This is a genomic window from Lewinella sp. W8 (genome assembly GCF_004375085.3).
Taxonomy (GTDB): domain Bacteria; phylum Bacteroidota; class Bacteroidia; order Chitinophagales; family Saprospiraceae; genus Neolewinella.
In genome coordinates, this window is the sequence record NZ_SNAQ03000013.1 from 176,681 (window position 1) to 199,207 (window position 22,527).

10 protein-coding genes are annotated in these 22,527 nt (G+C 54.4%); all 10 read right to left on the reverse strand.

What is annotated here, in order from left to right; all coding sequences use genetic code 11:
• Positions 1 to 5: 5 nt before the first annotated feature.
• Positions 6 to 527: a DUF2480 family protein gene (locus tag E1J53_RS15320; RefSeq protein ID WP_134273624.1), complete on the reverse strand. Its 522-nt coding sequence runs from the start codon at positions 525 to 527 to the stop codon at positions 6 to 8.
• Between the two features lie 1,152 nt (positions 528 to 1,679).
• Positions 1,680 to 2,270 carry an SMC-Scp complex subunit ScpB gene (gene scpB / locus E1J53_RS15325; RefSeq protein WP_134273625.1) on the reverse strand — a complete coding sequence of 197 codons (591 nt, stop codon included), beginning with the start codon at positions 2,268 to 2,270 and terminating at the stop codon, positions 1,680 to 1,682.
• A gap of 92 nt (positions 2,271 to 2,362) precedes the next feature.
• Positions 2,363 to 4,414: a fibronectin type III domain-containing protein gene (locus tag E1J53_RS15330; RefSeq protein ID WP_134273626.1), complete on the reverse strand. Its 2,052-nt coding sequence runs from the start codon at positions 4,412 to 4,414 to the stop codon at positions 2,363 to 2,365.
• A gap of 37 nt (positions 4,415 to 4,451) precedes the next feature.
• On the reverse strand, positions 4,452 to 8,177 hold the full coding sequence (locus E1J53_RS15335; protein ID WP_134273627.1) for a hypothetical protein: 3,726 nt from the start codon (positions 8,175 to 8,177) through the stop codon (positions 4,452 to 4,454).
• A 4-nt stretch (positions 8,178 to 8,181) separates the two neighbouring features.
• Positions 8,182 to 8,799 (reverse strand): hypothetical protein, encoded by a 618-nt coding sequence (locus E1J53_RS15340; RefSeq protein WP_134273628.1) that lies wholly within the window; start codon positions 8,797 to 8,799, stop codon positions 8,182 to 8,184.
• The gene (locus E1J53_RS23990; RefSeq protein ID WP_173021513.1) at positions 8,796 to 9,542 is read right to left on the reverse strand and encodes a hypothetical protein; all 747 of its coding nucleotides are present in this window, start codon (positions 9,540 to 9,542) and stop codon (positions 8,796 to 8,798) included. The genes E1J53_RS15340 and E1J53_RS23990 overlap by 4 nt, the downstream gene beginning before the upstream one ends.
• The gene (locus tag E1J53_RS15345; protein WP_134273629.1) at positions 9,517 to 10,002 is read right to left on the reverse strand and encodes a hypothetical protein; all 486 of its coding nucleotides are present in this window, start codon (positions 10,000 to 10,002) and stop codon (positions 9,517 to 9,519) included. The genes E1J53_RS23990 and E1J53_RS15345 overlap by 26 nt, the downstream gene beginning before the upstream one ends.
• 15 nt (positions 10,003 to 10,017) lie before the next feature.
• The gene (locus E1J53_RS15350) at positions 10,018 to 12,543 is read right to left on the reverse strand and encodes a hypothetical protein (RefSeq protein WP_134273630.1); all 2,526 of its coding nucleotides are present in this window, start codon (positions 12,541 to 12,543) and stop codon (positions 10,018 to 10,020) included.
• Positions 12,536 to 17,899 (reverse strand): fibronectin type III domain-containing protein, encoded by a 5,364-nt coding sequence (locus tag E1J53_RS15355; RefSeq protein ID WP_134273631.1) that lies wholly within the window; start codon positions 17,897 to 17,899, stop codon positions 12,536 to 12,538. The genes E1J53_RS15350 and E1J53_RS15355 overlap by 8 nt, the downstream gene beginning before the upstream one ends.
• Before the next feature lie 9 nt (positions 17,900 to 17,908).
• The coding region (locus E1J53_RS15360; protein ID WP_154640217.1) for a T9SS type A sorting domain-containing protein at positions 17,909 to 22,527 on the reverse strand (4,619 nt) is incomplete at its 5' end.

The window sequence follows — 22,527 nt, forward strand, 5'->3', positions numbered from 1 at the left end:
AAATACTACTTCCGGATCATCGCCTTTTTGAATACCGGAACCGTACTGCAGGGTTCACCGTACATGATGGATCGGGCAACGGGCCGTAACTTGGCCGTAATGTCAAGGTAAGCCGAGGCGGGAACCTGCTTTTCTCCGCATCCTTTGATGACAATACGCTGGTCTACAAAGCTTTCTGCGTCAAGGCTTTCGACGACGCTGCGGAAATGTGCTCGCAGATATTCTTCCTCCGTACCCAGGTAGACGTCGGTGGCGTAGGGCGCCGCTGCGGCGGCCACCAGCATGAAGGCCCAGGCCGGAATGATGGCGTCCGTAGAGCAGTACACTAACAGTACTTTGTCCTGATACTGACTAAAATCGTGATTCTTCAGCGCTTCCCGGAAGTCTTTCTCCTTGAGCATCAGCTCCATGTAGAGGTAGTCCTTCAGGTCGAAGTTTACCATCTCCGCCTTCGGCCAGTGGTCTTCCAGCTTGAAGGTGATCAGTTTTGAGTTCGCTACGCGGTTGACGAGGGGCGTATCGGCCATGGGGAATAGTTTACGCTTTGGCAAATAACAATGGCACCGGAGAGATGGTTGCCGGGAGGGAATAGGATTGAGGTTTTAGGATTTAGGCGGAAGGATGAAGGGGGATTAACTGGTCAAGGCGTTCCACGCCGAGCCATTTCCAGAGCCGAATATCTTTCCGGAAAAGGCTTGCTCGGCAAGCCGGTCGTTGGGGCTAGGGTATGGTTTTTGGCTCCTGGGCGGGAGGTTGATCGGTCATTCGTCGGACGATGGCATCGCCGGTGGCGATGTGCAATCGTCCGACGATGGGCGGCGTGGTAGATTTTCTTCAGGCTGGGAAGTAGCGGCAAGACATGTCTTGCCGCCTGCTGAGTGCCGCTACGAAGGGGCGCGATTCCGCAGGAATTGCTGCCTCGCATCAGAGTATTGCGTGGCGAAAAGTAAGGCAATTACGGTGTTGGATCTTTGAGCGGGAAGCTGATGGGTCATTCGTGTGGCGGGCCTTCTCCAAGCTTCCGAGGAAAAAGCTTGCTCTCCGCAGTGACCGTAGCGGGTAATCCTTTTATTCACTGGCGGCGCCAACCCTACACCGAGTTTCCGGAAAAGGCTTGCTCGGCAAGCCGGTCGTTGGGGTTGGGGTATGGTTTTTGGCTCCTGGGCGGGAAGATTATCGGTCATTCGTCGGACGATGGGCGGCATGGTAGATTTTCTTCAGGCTGGGAAGTAGCGGCAAGACATGTCTTGCCGCCTGCTGAGTACCGCTACGAACGGACGCGATTCCGTTGGAATCGCTGCCTTGCATCAGAGTATTGCGTGGCGAAAAGTAAGGCAATTACGGTTTTTGGCCTTTGGGTGTGGCCGACTTTCTCCAGGCCGCCAAGAAAAGGGTTTGCTCCTAGCGGTGACCGGAGCGGGTAATCTTTTATCTTCCAGTAACGCCCACCGTTCGCTGAGATTCCGGAAAAGGCTTGCTCGGCAAGCCGGTCGTTGGGGTTGGGGTATGATTTTTGGCTCCTGGGCGGGAAGATGATCGGTCATTCGTCGGACGATGGCATCGCCGGTGGCGATGTGCAATCGTCCGACGAAGAGGGGCCTGGCCATTCCGGAAGCTTCTTGGCACCTGCCCTCCGGGCCCAAACGCACGCCCGGACCAATGACACTTTCCTTCGCCCGCTACTCTTCCTCGTTGCGGTCCTCCACCATCAGCTCTTCGGGGTTGCCGATGGTGTTTTCCGGCAGGGCAAAGTCCTTGGGCTGGGGGAGTTCCTCGAGCGAATTGATGCCGAAGTAATCCATAAACTTGTCCGTTACGCCGTAAAGCAGGGGTTTGCCGATGGAGTCAGCCCGGCCGACGATGGTCGTGAGTTCCTTTTCCAAAAGCTTCTGGATGGCGTAATCACAGCTTACGCCCCGGATTTTTTCCAGCTCGGATTTCGTCACCGGCTGCTTGTAGGCAATGATGCTGAGGGTTTCCAGCGCCGAACGACTCAGTTTCTTGGTGCTCTGTTGCCGCAGATGGGTGCCGATGGTTTCGTGGTAGGCCCCCTTACTCATGAACTGGTAGCCACCGGCTACCTGCACGATCTCGAAGCTGTGCTGGTCGTGTCCGTAGCGGTCCCGAAGCTCCCCGAGGGCCTCCAGAATGACTTCTTCGGCAAACTCCACGCCGAAGGCTTCCAGCAGGACATTCTGGATGTCGGCCAACGCAATCGGCTGGGCGGAAGCATAAATGAGTGCCTCGATGTGTTGGGGCAAGTATTCCATAAGCAGGAGCACGAAGGTAGGACGAGGCTGGCTATTTTTATAGACCCCCGAACTTTCGATTTCGAATAAGTAATGTTTAGGCCGGGAGGGCTCTATTCAAACACAACCTCTTCCGTAAAGGGGGAGACCTTTCCGTTGGGGAAAAGGGCCCGGATGAGGTAACGGTATTGCTTGTTCGGGCGACCGGTCGGATCCAGGAAAGAACGCTGGTCCCCGCCAATTACCTTCAGCAGGGAGGTGGGGCGGTCCCCCTGCGCCCGGTAGAGGTAAAATGCGCGGGGACTTTCCCCGTACTCCCACCGCAGCAAAGCGCCCGAATTGGGGGCTTCGGCTTCCCGGACCGAAAAGTTCTCGATGGGCGGCCGCAGGCCGCTGTCCCGTAGACGAAGGGAAACTGGCTGGGAATCCGTAGAGAGCAGTCCGGCATCATCCTCCGCCCGGAGCACGTAGCGGTAGGACCTTCCGGGAAGGAGACTGGCGTCTTCATACCGACTGGGGAATTCGCCCTCGTCCCATTCTTCCAGCAGCTCCCATTCCTTCGCGTCGGGCAATTCTGTGCGGTAGAGACGGTAGGTGACGACGTCCGGTGAGGGGCTCCGCGTCCAGTGGAGGATCGCCAGCGTACCATCCTCTTCAATGGACTTGAACTGTGGCGGCGCCGGTGGGAAGACGTCGGGTTTCACCAGGGCGAGCCGGGGGGTGAAGTTGGATCCGTTGCCGCGAAAATCCACGCTTCTCACCTGGTAGAACACGGTGTCATTACCCGTCTTCATGCTGACCGTATCCACGTAAGCGGTTTCCGTTAGCGGATTGGGGGTGATCATCGCCAATTCCGTGTTGCGGAAAAATCCCTTGAAGAGGTAATAGCCCGCGAGGTCTTCTTCGTTGCTTCCGCTCCAGCTCAGGGTAACGATTCCGTTGGAATCTATTTTGCCACTCAGGTTCTGGGGGACGGCCGGTGGGTCCACGTCGTACATCAGCACCAGGGATTCAAAGCTCGCCAGGGCGGTGCCCTGGAAAGAGATTGCCTGCACCCGGTAAAAGTTCGAGCGGTAGCGCATGGGAACGGCCACTTCGCGGGCGTCCGGAGGGATGCCCGCCAGCGCGACGGTACTTTCCGATTCGGAATCCGGTCGGTGCAGAATCCTGAATTCCTCCACGTAGGGTGCAAAGCGTTCGTCGAACGACCACTGAATGACGGCGTAGTTGGAATCCGTTTGGATGGTTTTATCCAGCACCGGACTGAGTTCAATATCGGACCCCACTACCCCGCTGCGCTGGCTGTATTGCCGGCTGTATCCGCCCAGGTAGTCCGCACCGTGCAGGCGGTAGATCACGGAATCCCCGTTCTCGGTAAAGGATTCCGTGCGCACCAGGACTTCGCTGTTGTTGAGGGTAGTGTTCAGGGTGCTGTCCATACCGTTGATGAGCGGTGTGTTGAAAACGGGATAAAAGGTTTGCCCCGCGTCATCCGACCGGAACAACTGGTAACCGTAGTACAGGTCGGTGAATTCTTTGAAATTCCAGTCCAGGGAGACCCGCCTTTCCTTAAACTTGGCGTTCAGGACGGGGACGGGCGGCGGAACGTAATTCGCCAGGTCGATTTCGTAATAAAGGGTGTCACCCGTCGGGGTGGGGTAGAACTTAAGGCCGTAGCGGGTGACGCCGTCTTCCCGCTCCCATTGGTGCCCGTAGCCCGCCTTTTCGGTGATGCTGAAGTCCTGGTTTTGGGCGAAATTGGTGAATCCCAACCGCAGGGCCTCCCGTTGGTTATCACTGTCTTCGTATTCTTCGGCCAGGAAGGTGGAATCAAGGTAGGAATCCGGCAAACGCTCGTAATGAATCCCGGCCAGTGCACTGCTGTCCCAGTAGCCCCCGGTCAGGTTCTCGAGCCATTCTTCGGGCGGCAGGGGGGCCAGGGTGATGGTCCGTAGCCGCTGGGGGGTAATGCCCCGCTGCGGGTCTGCTCCCCGGAATATTTCCAGTTGTTGCGGGGTGCGGTTCGCAAAACGGAAGGCCGTGCGGCTGAGGGGCATGAAGCGGAGCTTGACGGATCCGTTGGGCTCTACTTTATGGAAGAACTGATAGTCGGCCTCCTGGGCGTAGCCGGCACCTGCGCTTGCGCCCCAAAAAATCAATCCCATCAGCCAGGCATAAAAGTGCATTTTCCCGTGCATAGCGTTAATTGTAGACAGTTCCACAGCGGTCACCAAATTCGGCGGTGGCGTTAAAACAGAATACTACCTTGACGTAGGCGGTAGCGTAGAGGTAGGAGGGATCGGGGATGTCGGCATCGATGGCACACCCCAGGCCCACGTTCATTCCCGCGCCACGGTAGCGCACGCTGGCGTCGATGAAGGCCCAGATGCGCCCCGTTGCCCGCCAGCCCTTATGTCCGTGCGGGGAGTCTCCGGTTTGGGAGCAGTAGGTGCCGCTTGCGTACTTCAGCAGCGAGACGTCAAAACCGGCTCCGAGGGTGATCTCCGCTTTGTTGTTGTGCCAGCGGCTACAGGTATAGCAGCAGCGGTCCCGGGTGTTCAGGGTTCTGCACCGGTAACGGCGCGTCCGGAATTTGAGCCCGATCTCCACGGCGGCCCCGAAGGCGAAGCCGGTGCCCGCTGCGGCCCTCCCCGCATCCAGCGGCCCCCGGTTTTGGGCCGGACCATTACTCGGGAAGTTGATGCAGGGACCACTGTTGGCGGGCGGTGGGGGCGGTCCCGGAATGTCGTTACCCACCAGGAAGTAGGCCTGAGCGGTGCCCGTCACGTTCTGACTCAGCGCGATACTCACGTAAATCGGATGCAGCGGAAGACCGTCGTTGCCGATGATGGAACCGCCACTGTACCCACCGATATAAATATGCCACTTGTCCTGTGGGTCGCTGGCCAGCACGTCGATGGCACCCCCACCCGAAACCGTGTTGTTGGCGAAGCTGAATTCACAGCGGAAAGTCCCCTGGAATTCAAAGCCCGCCTCAAAGTTCAGGCGCAGGAAAACACTCGCTAAAATGGCGTTGTTCGGGCTGGAGGTTTCCTGCTCGTCGATGCCGTCCACGACCTCTTTGGGGAGGGGAAGCTTTTCGATGCGCTCGGCGAATTTTTCGCTCATTTTACCCAGCGCGGAGGGCATTTCAATGGGCGCAACGATTTCGCACTTACCGTAAAACATGATCTCCTGGAGGCCGGTCCCCGAGAAGACCAGCTCCAGCGTCACCACGCCATCAATCGTCTCTGAACTCATGGAGGCGAAAGGCAGGGAGGCCTTCAGCCCCAGGACTACGTTTTCATCCGGTTCGTACTTTACCCCGGAGGTCGTCGTTCCCGCACTGCCGTCCGATCCGCCGATCAGATTTGCGCTCACCATGCTCATGTGGTAGTAGGCCCCACCGCCGATCCCGTTGATCATCAGGACTTCCGGAATTATCGGGACCCCCACGGGCAGTTCCACCAGGGCGTCCACGTACCAGTATTTGAAGCTCGTGTGGCCGAAGATGGCGTTCATTTCCACTTCCACCAGGCGTTTTTCCTCCGGACCGATTTCGATGTCCAGGGCTCCCTGAAATCCGTTACCGAAGGTAGGGTCGTCATCAAAAACGTGAGCGTATCCGATGATGGACAGGGAGGGGAGCTGTATGTTGACGTAGATGGAGCTGATGTTCATCCCCGCGCTCTTCCACTGGTCGTAGGTTACGGTGCTGTCCATGGCGCCCAGAATGTCAACGTCGGTGCCCACGGCGAAGCCGTGGTCGCTCTGGTCCATTAGGTTGAGATCAACGTTAAAGCCCAGCTTCAGGCGGCCGGCCGGTGTCATGGTCAGGGTCGGTTCCGCCACGGGAATCGGGAACCCGAGGAGCTTGAGTTCATTCTCCAGACTCAGGTATCCCCCGACTTCAATGTCGACCCGGGGCGCCTGGGTGGACAGGATGAGGCCGTGGAAGTTTAGCTTTGCCGCGGTGAAACTCAGTTTATTGCTTTGTTCGTTGTCACCCCCCGAATTGCCGTTCTCCGGCGGCGGCGTATCCTCCTGGGGGGCGGTTTTCGCCCGCACTTCCGCGTAACCATACAGGACCGCTGTAGGCACGAAAGAATTGGGCGTTGAAACGATGTTGAGGTAGGACGATTCGTGAATCTGAATCTCCGCCATCTGGAAGACCGGGAAGGTCATGTTCTGGGCGGGGCTGACGGTGAAGTTGTATTCCCGGTCGGGAATGTTTACGAAGGCATCGTAGTCGAAGGACTGTCCTTTTTTGGCGATGGGCACCGCTACTTGTCCGCCGAACCCGAAACCAACGACCTGGCTGGTGAGCAGTTCAAGCTCCAGGCTGGTGATCGAAAACCGCCAGCGACCGTCCATCCGCCCGTCGTCGATGTTGAGCACGTTGGTCGCATAAAAATGTCCCGATACGCCCAGGCCGTCAATGAGCAGGTGTTCCACTCCGATGCGCGTACGGTTATTGGGCGGAAGCGGGGCGACCGGGATGCCCTTCCAGCCGGCAACACCAGTTAGGATAGTGGATGGATCGCCTTCCCCGGAACTCGCCACGTCCTGAACGGAGACTTCTTTCTGGTAGCCGATGGCTTCTCCGGACTCGGTTGAGGTTTCGTTTGTCGCACGCGCAGGTGCCGGGCCAATGGGTTGGGCCGTGGAGGCTGATGGAGGTGGCGCCGCGGGCGGGGAGGGGCCGGCGGTAGCTTCCCCCTCCGGAATGCTGGCGGGGAAGCTGTGGAAGTCCGGTAACTGTAGCCCCGAGGAGGTGTAATGGTGCTCCCCGAAATCATCGAGGATGAGGGCGCCCCCCTGGCTTTGGCCGCCGTTGGCCGGAGTGCTGGTGCCTCCCGGTGCGGTTTGGTTGGAGGCCACCCGATCGAACTGTTTGGGGAGCATGACCTCCAGGTTACGGATGTACACTCCCCGCCAGAGATTGACGTTCCCTGGCGGCAGGTAGCCGTTGTCAAGGTAGGCCTGGGGGAACACCACATTGGGACTGTTACGGTAATCGCTGAAGTCAAAAACGGCGGCGGTGAGGTTGAAACCGATGTCGGGGTAGGAGGTCAGCGCAAAATCGGGGAGAGAAACTTCTACCAGGATGTTGTTCCAGTCGCTGACGATCGTCTGGATGTGGCCGCCCACCCGGTTGCCGTAGAGGCCGATGGCCGTGGTGCCCGTACCGGCCACCATCGTGTCTCCCTGGGCGTTGAGGGGCAGCATCCAGTCGCGACTGAAGAGGATGTCGGCTTCTACCCCCATTTCCACGAAGCCGTCGCAGTCAATTTTTACGTAGGTGCCCAGGTCGATGCCCGTCTGGTTGCCGGAATACTCGTGCCACCCCCGAAGGATCATGGCGAACTTTTCCGGATTCATCGTCCCGATGGGTACGTCGCTGTAGAGGCCCAGGGTGGCATCGCCAATGATGCCGCCGTCGTGGGAGAACTTCAAATTGGGCGTACCGAAGTAGAGCTCAACGTATTCCCGGGAGTCGGAGCCGATGGTTCCCCCGGCATTGGTTCCGGTTTGCCCGGTGCCTTCGTTGAGGCTGACGTTCTGGTCCACAAAGCTCGTGACCGTTTGCTGGGGAAGCTCCATGCCCACGATCACTTCCAGTTGGGCGTATTCGGGGTAGAGGCGAAGGTGGTCAAAAACGATCGCTACGGGAACGTTGCCCACCGTATCGGCCAGCACTACCGGGAACTCAATCCAGGCCAAAGAATCCAGTCGCTGGATGAAGCGACCGATGGAGATGGCGGTTTGGATCTTTTCCCGGGCTTCCTGAATCCTCGTTAAATCTTCATTGGCTTGCTCAATTTGGATTTGATCAGCGATCAGGTCATCTGTACTTTGAGTACTAGCAATTGCTGACCTACCTAAAATGAGCATCAATATGGCAGTAGCGCGCAATGCGTGTTTCATAGTATTACTCATTTGTATTATTGAGAATTGCAAATACCTTATTTCTTGATCTTGGATCGAATCCTTGAAGCTGGGTCCAAATGCAATCGAAATTCAATCCTGAACCGTAATTGGTATTAGCACAGTTGCTTACCAGGGATAATATTTTGGCCTCCCGCAGTTTGGATCTTCTTCTTAAATTGCTTAGGCCAACGGGGGATAAACTTTCTAATAGAAGAAAGAATTTATTGTCAATTGTATTTGGTTGACTAATAATTAAGCCATTTCCGGCTTGGCATATTGGGATTATGTACGGCTGATTGGAAGCGGTACTAATGCTAATGATCCGTAAAATGCCGCAGTCATTTTGTTGGTCTATAACGGCATATTGGACAAAGAGAGAGGGATTAACTGCTTCCTCAGGTTTAAGGTGAGACTGGAACTCCTGAGGGTTTTTTATTAGGGAAGACATGAAAGAAAGGGGTACCCCTAAATCAGACTTCAAAGAGTCTGAAGTGCTTTGAAATTGCCAATAAGAATACTGCTTCAGGCTGATATCAATAACTTCTGTTGTCGTTTCTTGCTGGGCGTGAAGCAGAGTTCCGATCAGGGTATAGAAAATTAGACTGAGGATTTTTTTCATATCGGGCTTCTTAGGATGTTTAGTATTGGTTTATCCTCCAATTTCAACTGATTAAGTCTGTCCTTAGACTCAAAATACAATGTCTTCAGGCAGTCGAAATCAAGGGTCCTATCATCAATGCAAGTTCCTCGAATAATTTCTGGTAAACGATTAGAACTTCCTTCTCGGGTAGCAAGACCAATGAATTGATCGCTGAAGTTTAGCAGTACGAATGGTATGGCACTGAGTGGTGGGTCGTTAATTAAATACCATTTGGAGTCAATTTTTTCCATGGACTTCACAGCTATGTATCGGAAGCCATGCTCAAAGTCATTAATGGAGTATTTCAGATAGGCAATTGATCGGCCTGGGTAGTCAATCTGAATTTTGCCTAGGAGTCTAAAAGTGAGGTCCTGGTCGGTAGCGCGACGTAGTAGGTTGTAGTGAGTATTCCCCTTGTCTCGAGGTTTTAATTTTTCGACAATTGGCGTCCGGTATAATGAGAGCTCATCTTTATAAGAAAAGGCTATCCTGAGTGCCGCAAGAAGGCTTTCGGGAGAATCGTGTCGAGCAAAATTATTCTGTGCGAAAGTTCTATCAATTACGAATTCGTCATACGTTGAATACTTTATTTCTCTAGTCGTTTTTGAAAGATTAGTTAGTTGAAAGGTGTCGACAAAAAACGCCTGTCCATTCATCAGTGAAGTGGTCAGGCAAGCGAATATTAGAACGACAATTTTAGTTTCCCTTAATTTTTTTGTCATAGTAGATGAGTATCAGAGATAAAACAAAAAGTACTGCTGTCACAAATGTCCAGCCCGACTTTCGGGAGGCAACGTCGTTAATCCTAAAGTTTATCGATTCATTTCCTCTCATTTTTAATTCCCCGTTGGCGTAAATCCAGACTTTGACCGGAGAATCTGGTGTGTTACAAATATTGTCCAGATTGAGGTTAATCGCCGGCAGATTGTTATTCTGGCGATATTTCTTGTCCGCCGTATAGCTTACCCTGCCTTCTGTTGCCCCTTCCTCAAGGGTCCCAATAAATTGGATTACCACCTCCCGATTTCCACCCGCCGTGTAATCAGTGCAATGAGATACGTTTAGGGTGCCGTGTTTTGCCGTAATTTCCAGCTTTGCCCTGCTGGAAATGCTGAACAGCTGGTAGGCCGAAAATAGAGACGCCAAGACTACGACTGGCAATATTATTTTAGGTAAATTCATGGTGTTGAATTTCAATTATTGGGTGCCGAAACAACCATTGGTGCCTTCCCCAATTACGAACTCCATTTTGTCGGAAAGGTGCCAAGAATACGTTTCGTTAAATACATCCCAGTTGTAACCACTGTCTTGTGATCCGAGTGTCAGTACTAAGTTGATGCCTAAGACTATGGGCATGATGTGAAGCTCATAGGTCGTACTTTCGTAACCAGACGGGCTAAAATTGTCTTTGCATTTCAGTTCCACCGAGGCCGAAGCACTACCCAGGGCGGTCACTTGGAAAACCCCCTCGTATTCCTCATTGGTGGTGAAGCCTCCCTGAAGTGAAATGCCACCATTGAATCCATGCTCGTAGGTTAAACCAGTTTGTTGGTACTCATTCGCGAAGTAGTACTTCTCTAGTGCTTTTTCCTCTAAGTAGTAAAGCCCTAACTCTGCCCCCCAGAAGATCCCTAGTCTCCCGATCCATAAATCAACCCCTAAACTAGGTACGGGGTAAGGCCCAAACTCTTTATTCAGAGAGGCCTTATATGCTTTTTCAATTACGTTTAAATAGTGCCGACTACTTTCATCTTCTTTTTGAAAGTAGGATTCTTCGATCGAGGTCCCCGGTTCAAATTCATCAAGAAATTGGTCCAAATAGGTGCCCCCGAGTCCGATGTCATCCATAAAGGACTCTATGTCATTTTTTGCGGCGAAAATAACCGACAAAAATTGAAAAAACGTTGGGCTCTCACTGATGACTTCCTCACCGTTCAGGATGATTGTTCCCAAAGACCCCAGGTCTCTGGTACGGTCAAAGCGAGAGTCTCGGACGAATGCGATATTGACCTTTTGGTGTTCCTGGGCAACAATTTGGCTGTTCTCAAACTCCCTAAATGCCCGGACCCCCGCTTCGTAATGGTTCTCATCTACGTCTCCTACGTCGGGGTTAAATACCCAGGCACCAGGGAAGGCAGAACTATTGTACAATACGGAGAATTCTCCTTCCCGGTGGTAGGTGGTGGCTGGTTCTGGGGAAACGTCCCACAGGTTGAGTCCGGGTGAGCCAAAATACCATATCGGTTCTACGCCGGTAGCCCCGGCGTTACCGGACTCCCCCCAGTAATCCTCCGGTTGGGGAGGTCCTCCTTCCCAAACGATTTCGTACCGAATCTTACGCGACAGGTCATTGTCGTTGGACACGATGAATAGAGTGTCGTTTCTTCCACCGGGGTAGTCGCCGTCAAAACCGCCAAGGGCAATCCTATCCGTATTTATGGTGCCGGTTTCACTATCGTGAGACATGGCCCTTAGACCCAGTATTTTGATCGGACATTTAATTTGAATTCTTTTCGTTCTTGTAATGATGGTTTGGTTCCCCCTTATCAGGTGAAACCTAAGGTCCACGTAGTCACACTGGTCCTCTAAACGCGACCACTCCAGAATATTGTAATCGTTAGGCCCTAGACTCCACATATAGCTCGAGATGCTCCCGTAGGCGGTGAGAACGTCCGTCTGGAGTTTTAAACTGGGGTGGAAGTTGAAATAGGTTTTGTTGTTTTTCATCTCCAGGTTGATGGAGATATCTTCGTGACTTTCCATCACGTAATCCTCGTAAATGCCAAGGTCTAACTGAGGGTTTACGGGGTAGAACCAGACGGTACTTGTTTCACCTCCGTAGGTGGCAACAAGTTTGGCTAGACCGCCAAAATGGTTATGCTTAATGCTGAGATTGGCTCGTCCCTGGCTGGTGCTTGTAATTATTGGGCCTGCTCCTGGAATTTGTTCTGCTTCAAACCAACTCAGGTTGCTCACCGGATAGTTCTGATTGATGAGAATGTCCACCTCTTGTAGTTGAGCTAGCTGAGTCTCAATGATCTCATCAGGAAGGTGGAAATAGAAGATGGTGTCGCCATCGTAATAGTTATCTCCCTCATAAGCAATTGTTCCATTAATTACGTAATTGGGGTCCGTTAAAGCAGCAATTAACTCCTCCACGTAGTCGGCGAGATAGATGTCGTTTCCACTGATATCTCCGGCGGCCAACAGTTCGGGGTCGGGAATTATTTGTTCCACGATTTTCTTATCCCGCTTTGGCACACTACTCCCAAATTGGAAAAATTTCCGCACCTCGTATTCCTCTTCGCCACTGGCGTTTAAACTAATGGCCACGGCGTAAATAATATGTATAGTGTTGGCCACGCTTGTCGTTGAGGTGATCGCATGATGGATCGCAGTATTCACTGCGGCTTCTCGATCTGCCTGACTTGGAGGCGTGAATCCGGCAGGATTGGGCATTTGCAAAAAATCATCAAGCGGCTCATCAGTATACTCAAGGTATCGATCACGTACCGTGACAAAATTAGTGACGTAACTGATTCTGACGTCTCGTCCGGGTAGTTCCGTAGACAACCGGCCAGAAGCATCATTTACCGCCGTCTCACTCAGGAAGGAAGCTTCGTTCAACAATTGAACATTGTTTTGTGCTACTGCTGGGAACCAGGACATCGCCATCAGTATCAACCAACATAAATGCCGGTAAAGCATGTATCTATTACTCATTAACGAGGAAGTTATACTTTTGAGCTAAGAGGATTTTGGCTTCGGCAATCAGCGGAGTGCGGTCGAAATCAGGACCACTATCTCCATCATACCAAATGGCTGATACCATATTGTGGATCGGGGTAAATACATCGGTATCACCAGTTCTTTGGGGAAGGGCGAAATTCTTTATGTCCATTACCCCCGGTAGCTTTGGTTCGGTGTTTACAAACATATCAACTTCGGTCAACGTAAGGGCGGCGGTGCGAACCCCAACCGCATTGTTTCCAAACTGTGTCACACCAGTAGTACCACCACCACCGGGGTCTAATGTTGTTGCCTCCCCTAAGTAATTAGGTGTATTTGGAGTTGGTGTTAGCGTTGGGAAATTGGAATTTAGGGTAGCCCTGGCATTTTGATAGTTAGTTAGGACACCCGGTAGCGTTGGGCCCCGTTCATCGGCTAATTCTATCATTGCCTCCCGAATTATGTCCACGGTCAAACTCGTGACAATTTGGGTGTCAAGAGATTCTACAATAGAATCCAAGTTTTCCCCGATATAGGTCATTAACGAATCTAAACGATCAGTACAACCAGCCGCCACTGGGTCATCAGGGTTTTGTTCAAAACAATCCAGAATAGCATTTATGGTATCCTGAAGCGATTGTGGTAGATGATTTTGGCAACAATTCATGAGACTGTCAAGGATTTCAACCTGCTGATCAGCCAAGGCTCCATCTAGTGCCTCCAGTCCAGAAATTATCTCGTTCAGAAGACTATCCGCCCAGGGCGGAAGCACCTCAATGCCGAAACCGGTAGCCTCCAGGAAACCGCCCACCATGCGGTATTCGTCGTTGACGAAAATACCGTCGAAGACGAATTGCATTTTGGCTTTGTTAAAGTAGGGAACCCGAATTTCTCCCACGCCGCTGAATACTCCCCCGCCACCGGTCACCTCCGTAATGACTACGGGGAAATCGAAGGCCCAGATCGTATCCCCGGGGAATAAGGCCGGAAGGGGCGTTTCGTTCGTCAGGTCCACCACCGTCGCCAAACCACAAACGTAAAGGCCATTGTTCAGGCTGGGTTTCTTCATCAGGAAGGAATCCTGTGGGGCCGGACGAACGGTGGTGCCGTTCTGACAAAGCTCCGTCACCTGATAATCATAGATGGCGTTGCCCAGTAGGTTTTCCAGGACGACGTAGGGCTCGGTGACGTTCAGGAACGCCCAGCTGGCCCCCGGATCGTCGGCCAGCTTATACTTGAACTCGTAGTCGTTGATGCCGTTACTGGGCGTCCAGCTGATGGCGATCGAGGATCGACTCAGGGATTCTTCCACAAAATCGTAGGGCTGTGCGCAGTGGTCGGTGCGGAAGATATACCAGGGGGTGTACTCGTGCCACGCGGCCGAACCCGTAATCGGTGCACCTGCGCTCGCGCCCAAAGCTACCCAATCTTCCATGGTCAGATAGCCGTTTGGCCCCGCGTCAAATTCACTCTGGTTGATGCGGGCCTTGATGCGCACGCGATATTCCGTGTTGGCCCGCAGACCGGTGAAGGTGTGAAACTCCTCCGTCGTGGTGACGGAATCCCGGTAGATGCCGGAAGTAACCGTGGACTGGCCGGCCGGCGTCCGGTTCCCGATTCCCCCCTGCCGGCTTTCCGTCCTTCCCGGCGCCTGCTCCGATCCCATCGTGGTTTGTCCGGTACTCAGTGGCTCCAGGCTTTCAATCACGACCCGGTATTCCTCCAGGCAGAAGGTCACCCGATCCCAATTGATGGTGGCTTCCTGCTCCAGCACGTTCGTTACCCAGGCGGTATCGGGTACGTCGGGCCGGCACAGGGTTTTGAAGTCGAGGACGTCCGTGTAGTCGGTCCAACCGTAGGTCGGGCATTCGGCCCGGACGACTACTTTGTATCGACGATTCGGGGAAAGCTGCTCAAACACCTTGCTCGGGTCCGTGGTGATGAAGGTTTGCCAGCTGGCGTAGGGGTTGGGGGGTGGGGCCGCCGGCCCCGGGCTAGCCGGTATTCGGGGACTGCCCGGGATAAGGCCGCCATTTCGGTTGGGGGTTGCCGGTTGTTGGGGCGTTCCCGGAGGCCCCGGAGGCGAGGAGGGATTACCTACCGATGGATTGCTGCGGGGCGGCCCCGGAGATTCTCCGCCACCCGGAAGGGGCACGGCCGTCTGCTGGGCGGCCGTCGGAACGGCACTGTAGGTGTCGAGGAAGCGCACCTCCCAGCGGGTGACGGTCCCCGTTACGTCCCAGCGGACGTCGGCCCGGTCATGGGTGAGATGCGCCAGACCGAGGTTTTCCGGCACCAGGCATTTGACCGGAGTGTCAAATTGCAGCGTGTCCGACCATACGCTGAACTGCCCGGCCTCACAGCGGGTCCGCACCCGGATTTCGTAGGTAGCCAAATCATCCAGATTCAACAGGTCTACCTCTCCGGTGGGCGAGCTGATGGTCGTCCAGCTACTATCACCGAGGAGTCGGTAACTGAACTCATGGGACTGGGCCGTCGGGGAGAGCCCGGCGATAAAGGCCCGGGCGGACTCGTAGGTCAGTTCATCCACGGCAAGCTGCTCGGGAGGGGCACATAACAGCGTGAAGGTGGCTACGGGCGCCCATTCACTCAAGTTTACGCCGCAGTCCGATTGCAGCTGAAATTCGTACCGTGCACCGCCTTCGAGTTCCTGGAGGTGAACGAGGCTGTCCAGATTGTCAATAATTTCCCAGGGCGTAGACGTTGGGGTGGAGGCTCCGCCGGGGAAAGGCATCCTCCCCATTTGGTCGCGTCCGGTACGCGGACTGGAGGTTCCCCCCAACCGCCGGTACCGTAGCGTGGTCGTCAGGGCGTTTTGGCCCTCCTGCCACCCAATGGTGGCGGCCGTGGCCAGAATCGGATCAACCAGCCCGTTGAAGGGCTCGCCACAGGGGGGAAGCGTCCGGAAGGTGAGGATATCGGTTTCGTCGGACCAAACCCCCAGGGTACACCAAAACCGCATCTTGACCTCGTAGGTGGTGTCCGCCAGTAAGCCGGTGAGCGTAGCGTTGGGACTGTCCAGCTCATCCAGCAACACCCAGGGTCCTTCCAGGGAGTCCGCCAGGCGGTAAAATATCTGGTAGTACGCCGCATTCGCCAGGGGGACGCCGTTGATCTGAGCCCCCTCGTCAGTAATGTTTTCGGCGCTGAGCGGCTGGTTGGTGGCGCAGGCCAGGCTAAATTCCACCGGGGGAGACCAGGCCGACCAGAGGGAATCAAAACACACGTTCCGGATTTGTGCGCCGTAGACCACCTGAGGCGATAATTTGGGCGTTTCGGAAAGCTGATCCGGTCCGTAGGGCTGCCCGAGTGGGCTAAAGTCAACGAGATTGTTGATCCCAAGACTGTCGTATCCGGGGAAGGCCCTCATGCCGTATCGGAGTTCTACTTCCCGGTCGCCCAAACTCGAAGTATCGTATCCGAGCAAGGCCTTTTTGAAGTCGAGCGCCAGGAGCTCCAGGTCGTACTCGGCCGGACAGCCGCCGAAGGGGGGCAGATCCCGACAAACCGGCTCATTGAAACGACATTCCGCACAGACTTTCAGGGTGTAGGACTGTCCCGGTAGCCTTCCGGTAATCGTATAGCTTCCCTGCTCGTAGGCAAGTACTGCAATTCGTTCGGGACCACTACGATCCGCGAGTTGCCAGATCAGCGTGAAACTGTCGTTGGCCGAGGTGACGCCTTCGGGGTAAGTCCAGGCCAGATCGAGGGTGGTTGCCGTACTGTCCGGGCGAGTAAAGTTGAGGGCGAGGAGGCACTCCTCGTCGACCCCTTCAAAGGTGGCGTTCCACTGGTAGCACTCTTCGGTTCCGTCCGGACACAACTTGCACAGCTGAATTTCGTAGGTTTTGCCGGCCATGAGCCCATCGATGGTGGCCTGAATGGCGCCGGCGGGTAGGCGCAAGCTGTCTACGGTCGGGGGGGAGCTGGAGGTGGGCGACGGAGCGCTGGTGCGAGGGGCGGCCCGAGGAGCAGGGACCTGGGTTCTGCCCCGCCCCTGACGCTGGGGTGCGTTTGGTGAAGGGGCCGGGTTCGGGGATGGCAACGGACCGGAGACCACTTCCTTCCAGGTTAAGCGAAAGCCAGTTGCCTGCCCGATGCTGTCCCAGCTGATACTCAGGGCATCGTCGGCCACGGGAACCGTAATGGGGTTCAGGAAGGGGCCGCAGTCGTTGATCGGGTCGATGGTCTCAAACGTTACGTAGTCGCACCGCAGTGACCCATCCTGACAAACGATGCAAAGTTCTGCTTCGTAGGCCGTTTCCTCCTGGAGTTGCTCAATTAAGGAGGAGGTTCCATCTATTTGTGGCGAGGGGAGCGCCGTCCATTCGGGGGCTTCGATGGGGCGATACCGTAACTGATATCCCCCCAGACCAAGGGTGTCATCAACTGCCCAGCCCAGTTCGGCCTGATTGGCGGCGAGGTCCTGCACGAAAAAGCGTTCAATGGAAGGGCAGCTTAACGGATCGTTGGTTTCCCCGTATTCGAAGATGCCGGGATTACTGTATCCATTATTGATGAAGGCCCGGACTCCCGTGCGGTCCCTGACCTGAACCCGCCAGACGTAGGTTTCCCCTTCCACTACTCTCGAATCGTAATTGGTGTACACGTACCGGGGGACCATGGAAGTGATCGGAGGAGTAATCGGTGGGGTGCTGTTGATGATTTGATCGAGAGCAAGGCCGGGGACTTTTCGCCAGATTTCTACGATATACTCATCTTCGCCCGGTTGGGGAATATGCCGCGGGGTCCAGCGGAAGTCGATTACCGTCTGGGGCAGGACATCCTGCTCTCCCAGCGGTGCCACCAATTCCGGTGGATACCGCTGTTGTACGAAGCGGGTAGCGCAGGCCGGATTGGATACCGGTGGCGCGTCAAATCGGTTAAGGTCGTAAAATTCCGCACAGATGGTGATGGGGCCATCGGGGAGGTTTCCGCCATTGTTCAGGGTGTTGTCGAGGCCGAAACCACTGACATCCAGATTATTCAGGTTAAAGTAGGGCGCCAGGTCGGGACCCCGCAGGATCAGGGGCTGCCCCCGGTTAAGCGTAATGGGTTGTTGAAAAAGCTGGGTGTTGTTTTGCGCAAAAAAACCGTCTCCCTCAATGGTGATGCGCAAAAAGCCCTGGTAGGAAGGGCGATTATCCACCAGGGTGAGCACCACGAGCAAATTGCCTTCCCGGGCGTAATCCTCCAGGTAGGGGCTTGGGTTAATTAACGTTACGGACGCCCTGACCGGAAAGTTTTGGCCAAGCAAATACCCCCCCGTTGAAACCACGAACAGAATCGTGATCCCCCACAAAATAAAGGGCCGGAATGTGTGCATCATGGGCGTGCTTTAATTAACCCTGATGTGCCTGAGGTACACCAGACTGTTTTCAGTTTGTACTACCAGGGTGTGGGTTCCGGTAGGAAGGTTGGGCAAATTGTAGGAAGCTTCCACTACCGACGAACCGGAGAAATTTCTCCGTTCCACCAACTGCCCATCCAGGTTGAAGATGAACAGCGAAACGGGGAGTTCTCCACCAAGCTCTACGTTCACCTGGAAGACTCCCATGTGCGGGTTGGGAAACAGTTCCACGGTACGGATTTCTCCTCCGGTCTGCAGTGTGTCGTAAAGTTGCAGGCTGTCGGGACTTTCGAATACGGTGATGGTGCGGGAAACAAAGCCTTTACATCCACCGGAAAAGGCTTCCAGACCAATGTCGTAGGTGCCGGGCTCCGCAAAACTTAACCACTGTTGATTAACGTTAGACCCCAGGTCGGAAATGGTATTCTCGTCAAAAATCCATCGGACCGAGTCCGGTTGGGGCCAACTGATGTCAATGGCTGCCGTCGAGTCATTGATCAGTGCCCGATCGGGGATCAGGAAGTCAACGAGGAATTCTTCTTCGGAAGCGAAGTCAACGAAGAAGGTATCCAGGAAGGAGCAGCCATCTTCCGCGACGGCGCTAAGCTGATGAAGCCCTTCTTGTCGGGTGATTAAATTAGTGCCCGCCAGGGTCGTGCCGTCGGGCAACTGCCAGGTATAGGTCAGCCCCTCTGCGATGGTGTCCAGCGAAATCATGATGGAAGACTGGGCGCATACGGCCGTATCTTCAACCATGGCGTCAACCGCCGCAAAATCGGCCCTCTCCTCCAGGGAAATGACCAGGGTGTCCGTACAATTACGGTCATCAAACAGGACAACCTGGTACGCTCCGGCGGCCAGATTGTTCCTTTCGGCGGCAGAAACACCGTCAGACCACCGGAAATCGTAAGCTCCCTGGCCACCCATCGCCGATAGAAACACCAGACCATCTTCTCCCCGATAACATGCCGGAGGAGCCAGCGTGTCAACGGTCATTTCAAGTGGATCGAGGCCAGCAATATTGACTTCGATGCTGTCCGTACGGCAGGGGGCCAGGGTATCCTGAATGCGGAGCCAGTAGTTTCCACTCGTCAGGCCGGTGAAGGCATCTACGTCCACGAATTCCTCCATGCCGGGAAGGGCAAAGACCAGGGAGCCACTGGCCGCGGAGAGTAGCATCGCCCCATCATCTCCGGCACATCCGGTAGCGTCAAGGGTAGTGACCTCGTCCAGGTAGGGGGCCGTGCCAGGGTATTGGCCAATCTCAAACTGACCGTATTCAACCGAGCAATCAACGTCGTCACCGGCGACGAGGAGCAGATAAGTTCCCGAAGGTAGATTGTCAAAGTTGCCTTGCTGCTGCCAGGTCAATCCGTTATCGATGCTGAATTGTTGTCCTTCCTCGCCAACAACCTGTAGAGAACCAGAGGCTTCCTGGCAAAGGGTATCCTGCCGGAGCAAAACGCTGTCAATTTGCGGGGAGAATCCACTGGGTAGTACTATTTCTTCTAGCCAGTTAATACAGGAGGTGTCCTCCACAAATCGTACTCCCGGGAAATAAGTTCCGGATGGTAAACCTTCGAAGGCTAACTGACTGCTCCAGGTAAGTCCGTCTACCGTGAATTCTGCGGGGGCAGTCTGATTGTAGGTGAAAACAATGGCGCCATCCTGTCCCCCGCAAGATTCGGGGGCCGTTACCTGAAGGTCATCAAGTTCCGGGGGAGTATCACCTCCTACCACAATGGGAAGGTTCCAGGCAAAAGAACATCCGTTGTCCGTTTCTTCCAGCTCAGCGGTATAGGTGCCTGGGGCAAGATTGACGAACCGTAAACTATCTTGCCAGGGGCCTCCTTCGAGCCTTATCCGGTAGTTGCCGAGATTGTCGCCGGTAAAGGTGACCTCCCCGTCAGCAAGTCCACAATTGGAGTTAGATACAACCGTCACGGAAGTAAGGGATGCCTGGTTGTCGGTTGCCAGAATGTATACGCGTTCCGGGTCAAGAAAACACCCCGTAAGGGTATCCATTACCTCAACCTGATAGGCCCCGCTGAACAGTTCGGTAAATACGGGGTTGGGGGAAAATGATTGTCCCCCATCTACACTATACATGTAGTGCTCACTATTGCTGAGGGGTTGCAAACGGATCGTACCGGACCCGGTATCACAGGAAGTAGGTGCGTCAACGAAGGGCCCTAGGATGGCGATACTGGATGCGTCGGTAATGCTCACGGGATCTCCGATGAGGATACATCCATTTCCATCAAGGCGCCGGGCGTAAGTGGAATAATTACCGGCTGGCAGCGAATCGAAACTGGAGGAAGCCTGCCAATTGACGCCAAAATCCAGCGAGTATTCAAATTCTTCTGGGTTTTCCCCAACGAAACTTATACCACCAAATTCGAAGGCACAACCAATGGGAGGGGAGACTACTACCGAGGCAAAAGCTTCGTCCAGGCTTCCTTCACAGCCGGGTGCACCGATAATGGCCGTGCAAATATCTGGACTGATACAACCATTCTGGTCGGTTACCCGAATGGAGTATTCTCCGGGGGGGAGATCTCCAATAAGGTTTTCCCCCGATCCGCCTCCCACGGTGCTGGAGACCATCTCACTTTCGTACTGTATCCGATATTCAGCGGTGCCACCTTCAATGAAAATAGATAGTTGACCGTCGGCTACTTCCGGGCCGGTTGCGTTTAACCCACTGCACGACACTGTAATCGGAGGAGGGCTAATAATTTCGAAGCTGTTTACCGCGAAACATCCCGTGTTGTCGGTAATGGAAACGGTGTAGTTTCCTGGGGGTAGGTCTGAGCGATCTTCGTCAGTACTTCCGTCGGACCAACGAACCTGAAACGGCGCTTCTCCGTCCGTGATGTCTATTTCTATGCCCCCATCATTGCTGTCCGAACAACTAGCGTTTTGTGTCTGGACGTTAAACTCAACGGTAGTTTCGTCAGTGACCATGAAAACGGTATCAAAAACACAGCCATTGGCATCGGTAATGGATAGGGCATATTCCCCAGCATCCGTAATGTCATTTAGAACGTCCGTGGTAGCACCCGTAGACCACAATAAAGTATAAGGTGGAGTTCCTCCTTGAATGACCGGAACAATTTGTCCGGGGCCATCACAGTCAATGCCGGAAATTTCTGCGGAAAGCGTCAGCGCAGGTGGGGCAGTAAGCAGGACTTGAGTAGTAGCGTTACACCCGTTGACGTCAATAACCGAAACGTCGTAAGAACCAGGCCCTAATTGCGCAATCGTAGTCGTTGTATCTCCCGTAGACCATAATACAATATAGGGACTGGTTCCACCCTCGATGGCGAGTGAAATGGCTCCGTTCTGGTCTCCGTTACAGCTTATGGGTACAGTATTAGCGCTGATGCTTATTTCTTGCCCTTCATCGAGGACCACGAAAGATTCGGTGGAAGAGCATCCGTTTGAATCGGTAACGGTTACCAGGTAATTTCCGGGAAGCAGGCTGTCTATCGACAGAGAATTGGCACCGGTGGACCATTCTACGGTATACGGAGAAGTACCTCCGTTAATGCCTATCGAAATGTTGCCACCCACTTCGCAAATTGCGTTGGTCACCGTACCCTCAATTACTATGGAGCCCAATGGTTCCAAATTGATGCTTCCCGTTTGTGTGCAACCGTTGCCGTCGATTACTTCCAGATTGTATGCTCCAGACTCCAGGGAGTCAATGGTGGCCGTACTGGAACCGTTGCTCCATAAATAGGAATAGGGCGGCGTTCCTCCCGTTACGGATGCAGTGATACTACCGCTTAAACTGTTAGTACAGTTTGGAGAGATAGCGTCAAAAATGATTTCAAGATTATTCGGGGCTACGAGTGCGATGCTTTCGATAACCTGGCATCCAGCGGCATCGGTCAGCGTCAATGAGAATTGACCAGCGGCTAAGCCCGTGAGGAATTCTGCATCGCTGCCCGTATTCCATTGATAGGTGAAAGGAGGCGTACCTCCCGATACTTCTGCGAAAATTTCGCCATTTTCATCTTCAAAGCAGGCAGGTGAAGTCCCATTAAGGACTATCGCTAACGCGCAGTCGCTGGTGTTCACCACGGCCACGCACTGTTCCTGACAACCATTTTGGTCGGTGATGACGACGGTGTAGTCTCCGGGGCCAAGGTCGGAGATGGTGAAGGTGTTGTCGTCGGTATCGGCGATCACTTCCCCGTTCAGGGTAATCTGATAGGCGGGGGTGCCGCCCTCCCAGTTTAACAGGATACTGCCATCGTTACCGTTGATGGTGGAGATCGGGCTTGGGGTGCAGCTTAGCGTCAGAGCTGGCGGTTCACTGAGGGTGAAGGCGGTCTCCCGGCTACAACCGTTGGCGTCGGAAACGATCACGGAATAGGTGCCGGCGGTCAGTCCGCTGAGGTCCTGGGTGGACGCACCGTTGGACCAGGAGTAGACGAAGGGCGGCGTTCCACCACCGACGTTGAGGTCGATGGCTCCGCTGTTGTCCCCGTTGCAGAGCAGGTCGGTAACGTTGCCGCTGAGGGTGATTGCGGCTGGCTCCTGAATGGTCACCGCGATGCTTTGCAGACAGTTGTTGGCGTCGCGCACGTCGAGGAAAT

Coding starts and splice junctions, on each gene's coding strand:
- E1J53_RS15320 (WP_134273624.1), bottom strand. CDS start 527: ATGGCCGATACGCCCCTCGTCAACCGCGTAGCGAACTCAAAACTGATC.
- scpB (WP_134273625.1), bottom strand. CDS start 2,270: ATGGAATACTTGCCCCAACACATCGAGGCACTCATTTATGCTTCCGCC.
- E1J53_RS15330 (WP_134273626.1), bottom strand. CDS start 4,414: ATGGGATTGATTTTTTGGGGCGCAAGCGCAGGTGCCGGCTACGCCCAG.
- E1J53_RS15335 (WP_134273627.1), bottom strand. CDS start 8,177: ATGAAACACGCATTGCGCGCTACTGCCATATTGATGCTCATTTTAGGT.
- E1J53_RS15340 (WP_134273628.1), bottom strand. CDS start 8,799: ATGAAAAAAATCCTCAGTCTAATTTTCTATACCCTGATCGGAACTCTG.
- E1J53_RS23990 (WP_173021513.1), bottom strand. CDS start 9,542: ATGACAAAAAAATTAAGGGAAACTAAAATTGTCGTTCTAATATTCGCT.
- E1J53_RS15345 (WP_134273629.1), bottom strand. CDS start 10,002: ATGAATTTACCTAAAATAATATTGCCAGTCGTAGTCTTGGCGTCTCTA.
- E1J53_RS15350 (WP_134273630.1), bottom strand. CDS start 12,543: ATGAGTAATAGATACATGCTTTACCGGCATTTATGTTGGTTGATACTG.
- E1J53_RS15355 (WP_134273631.1), bottom strand. CDS start 17,899: ATGATGCACACATTCCGGCCCTTTATTTTGTGGGGGATCACGATTCTG.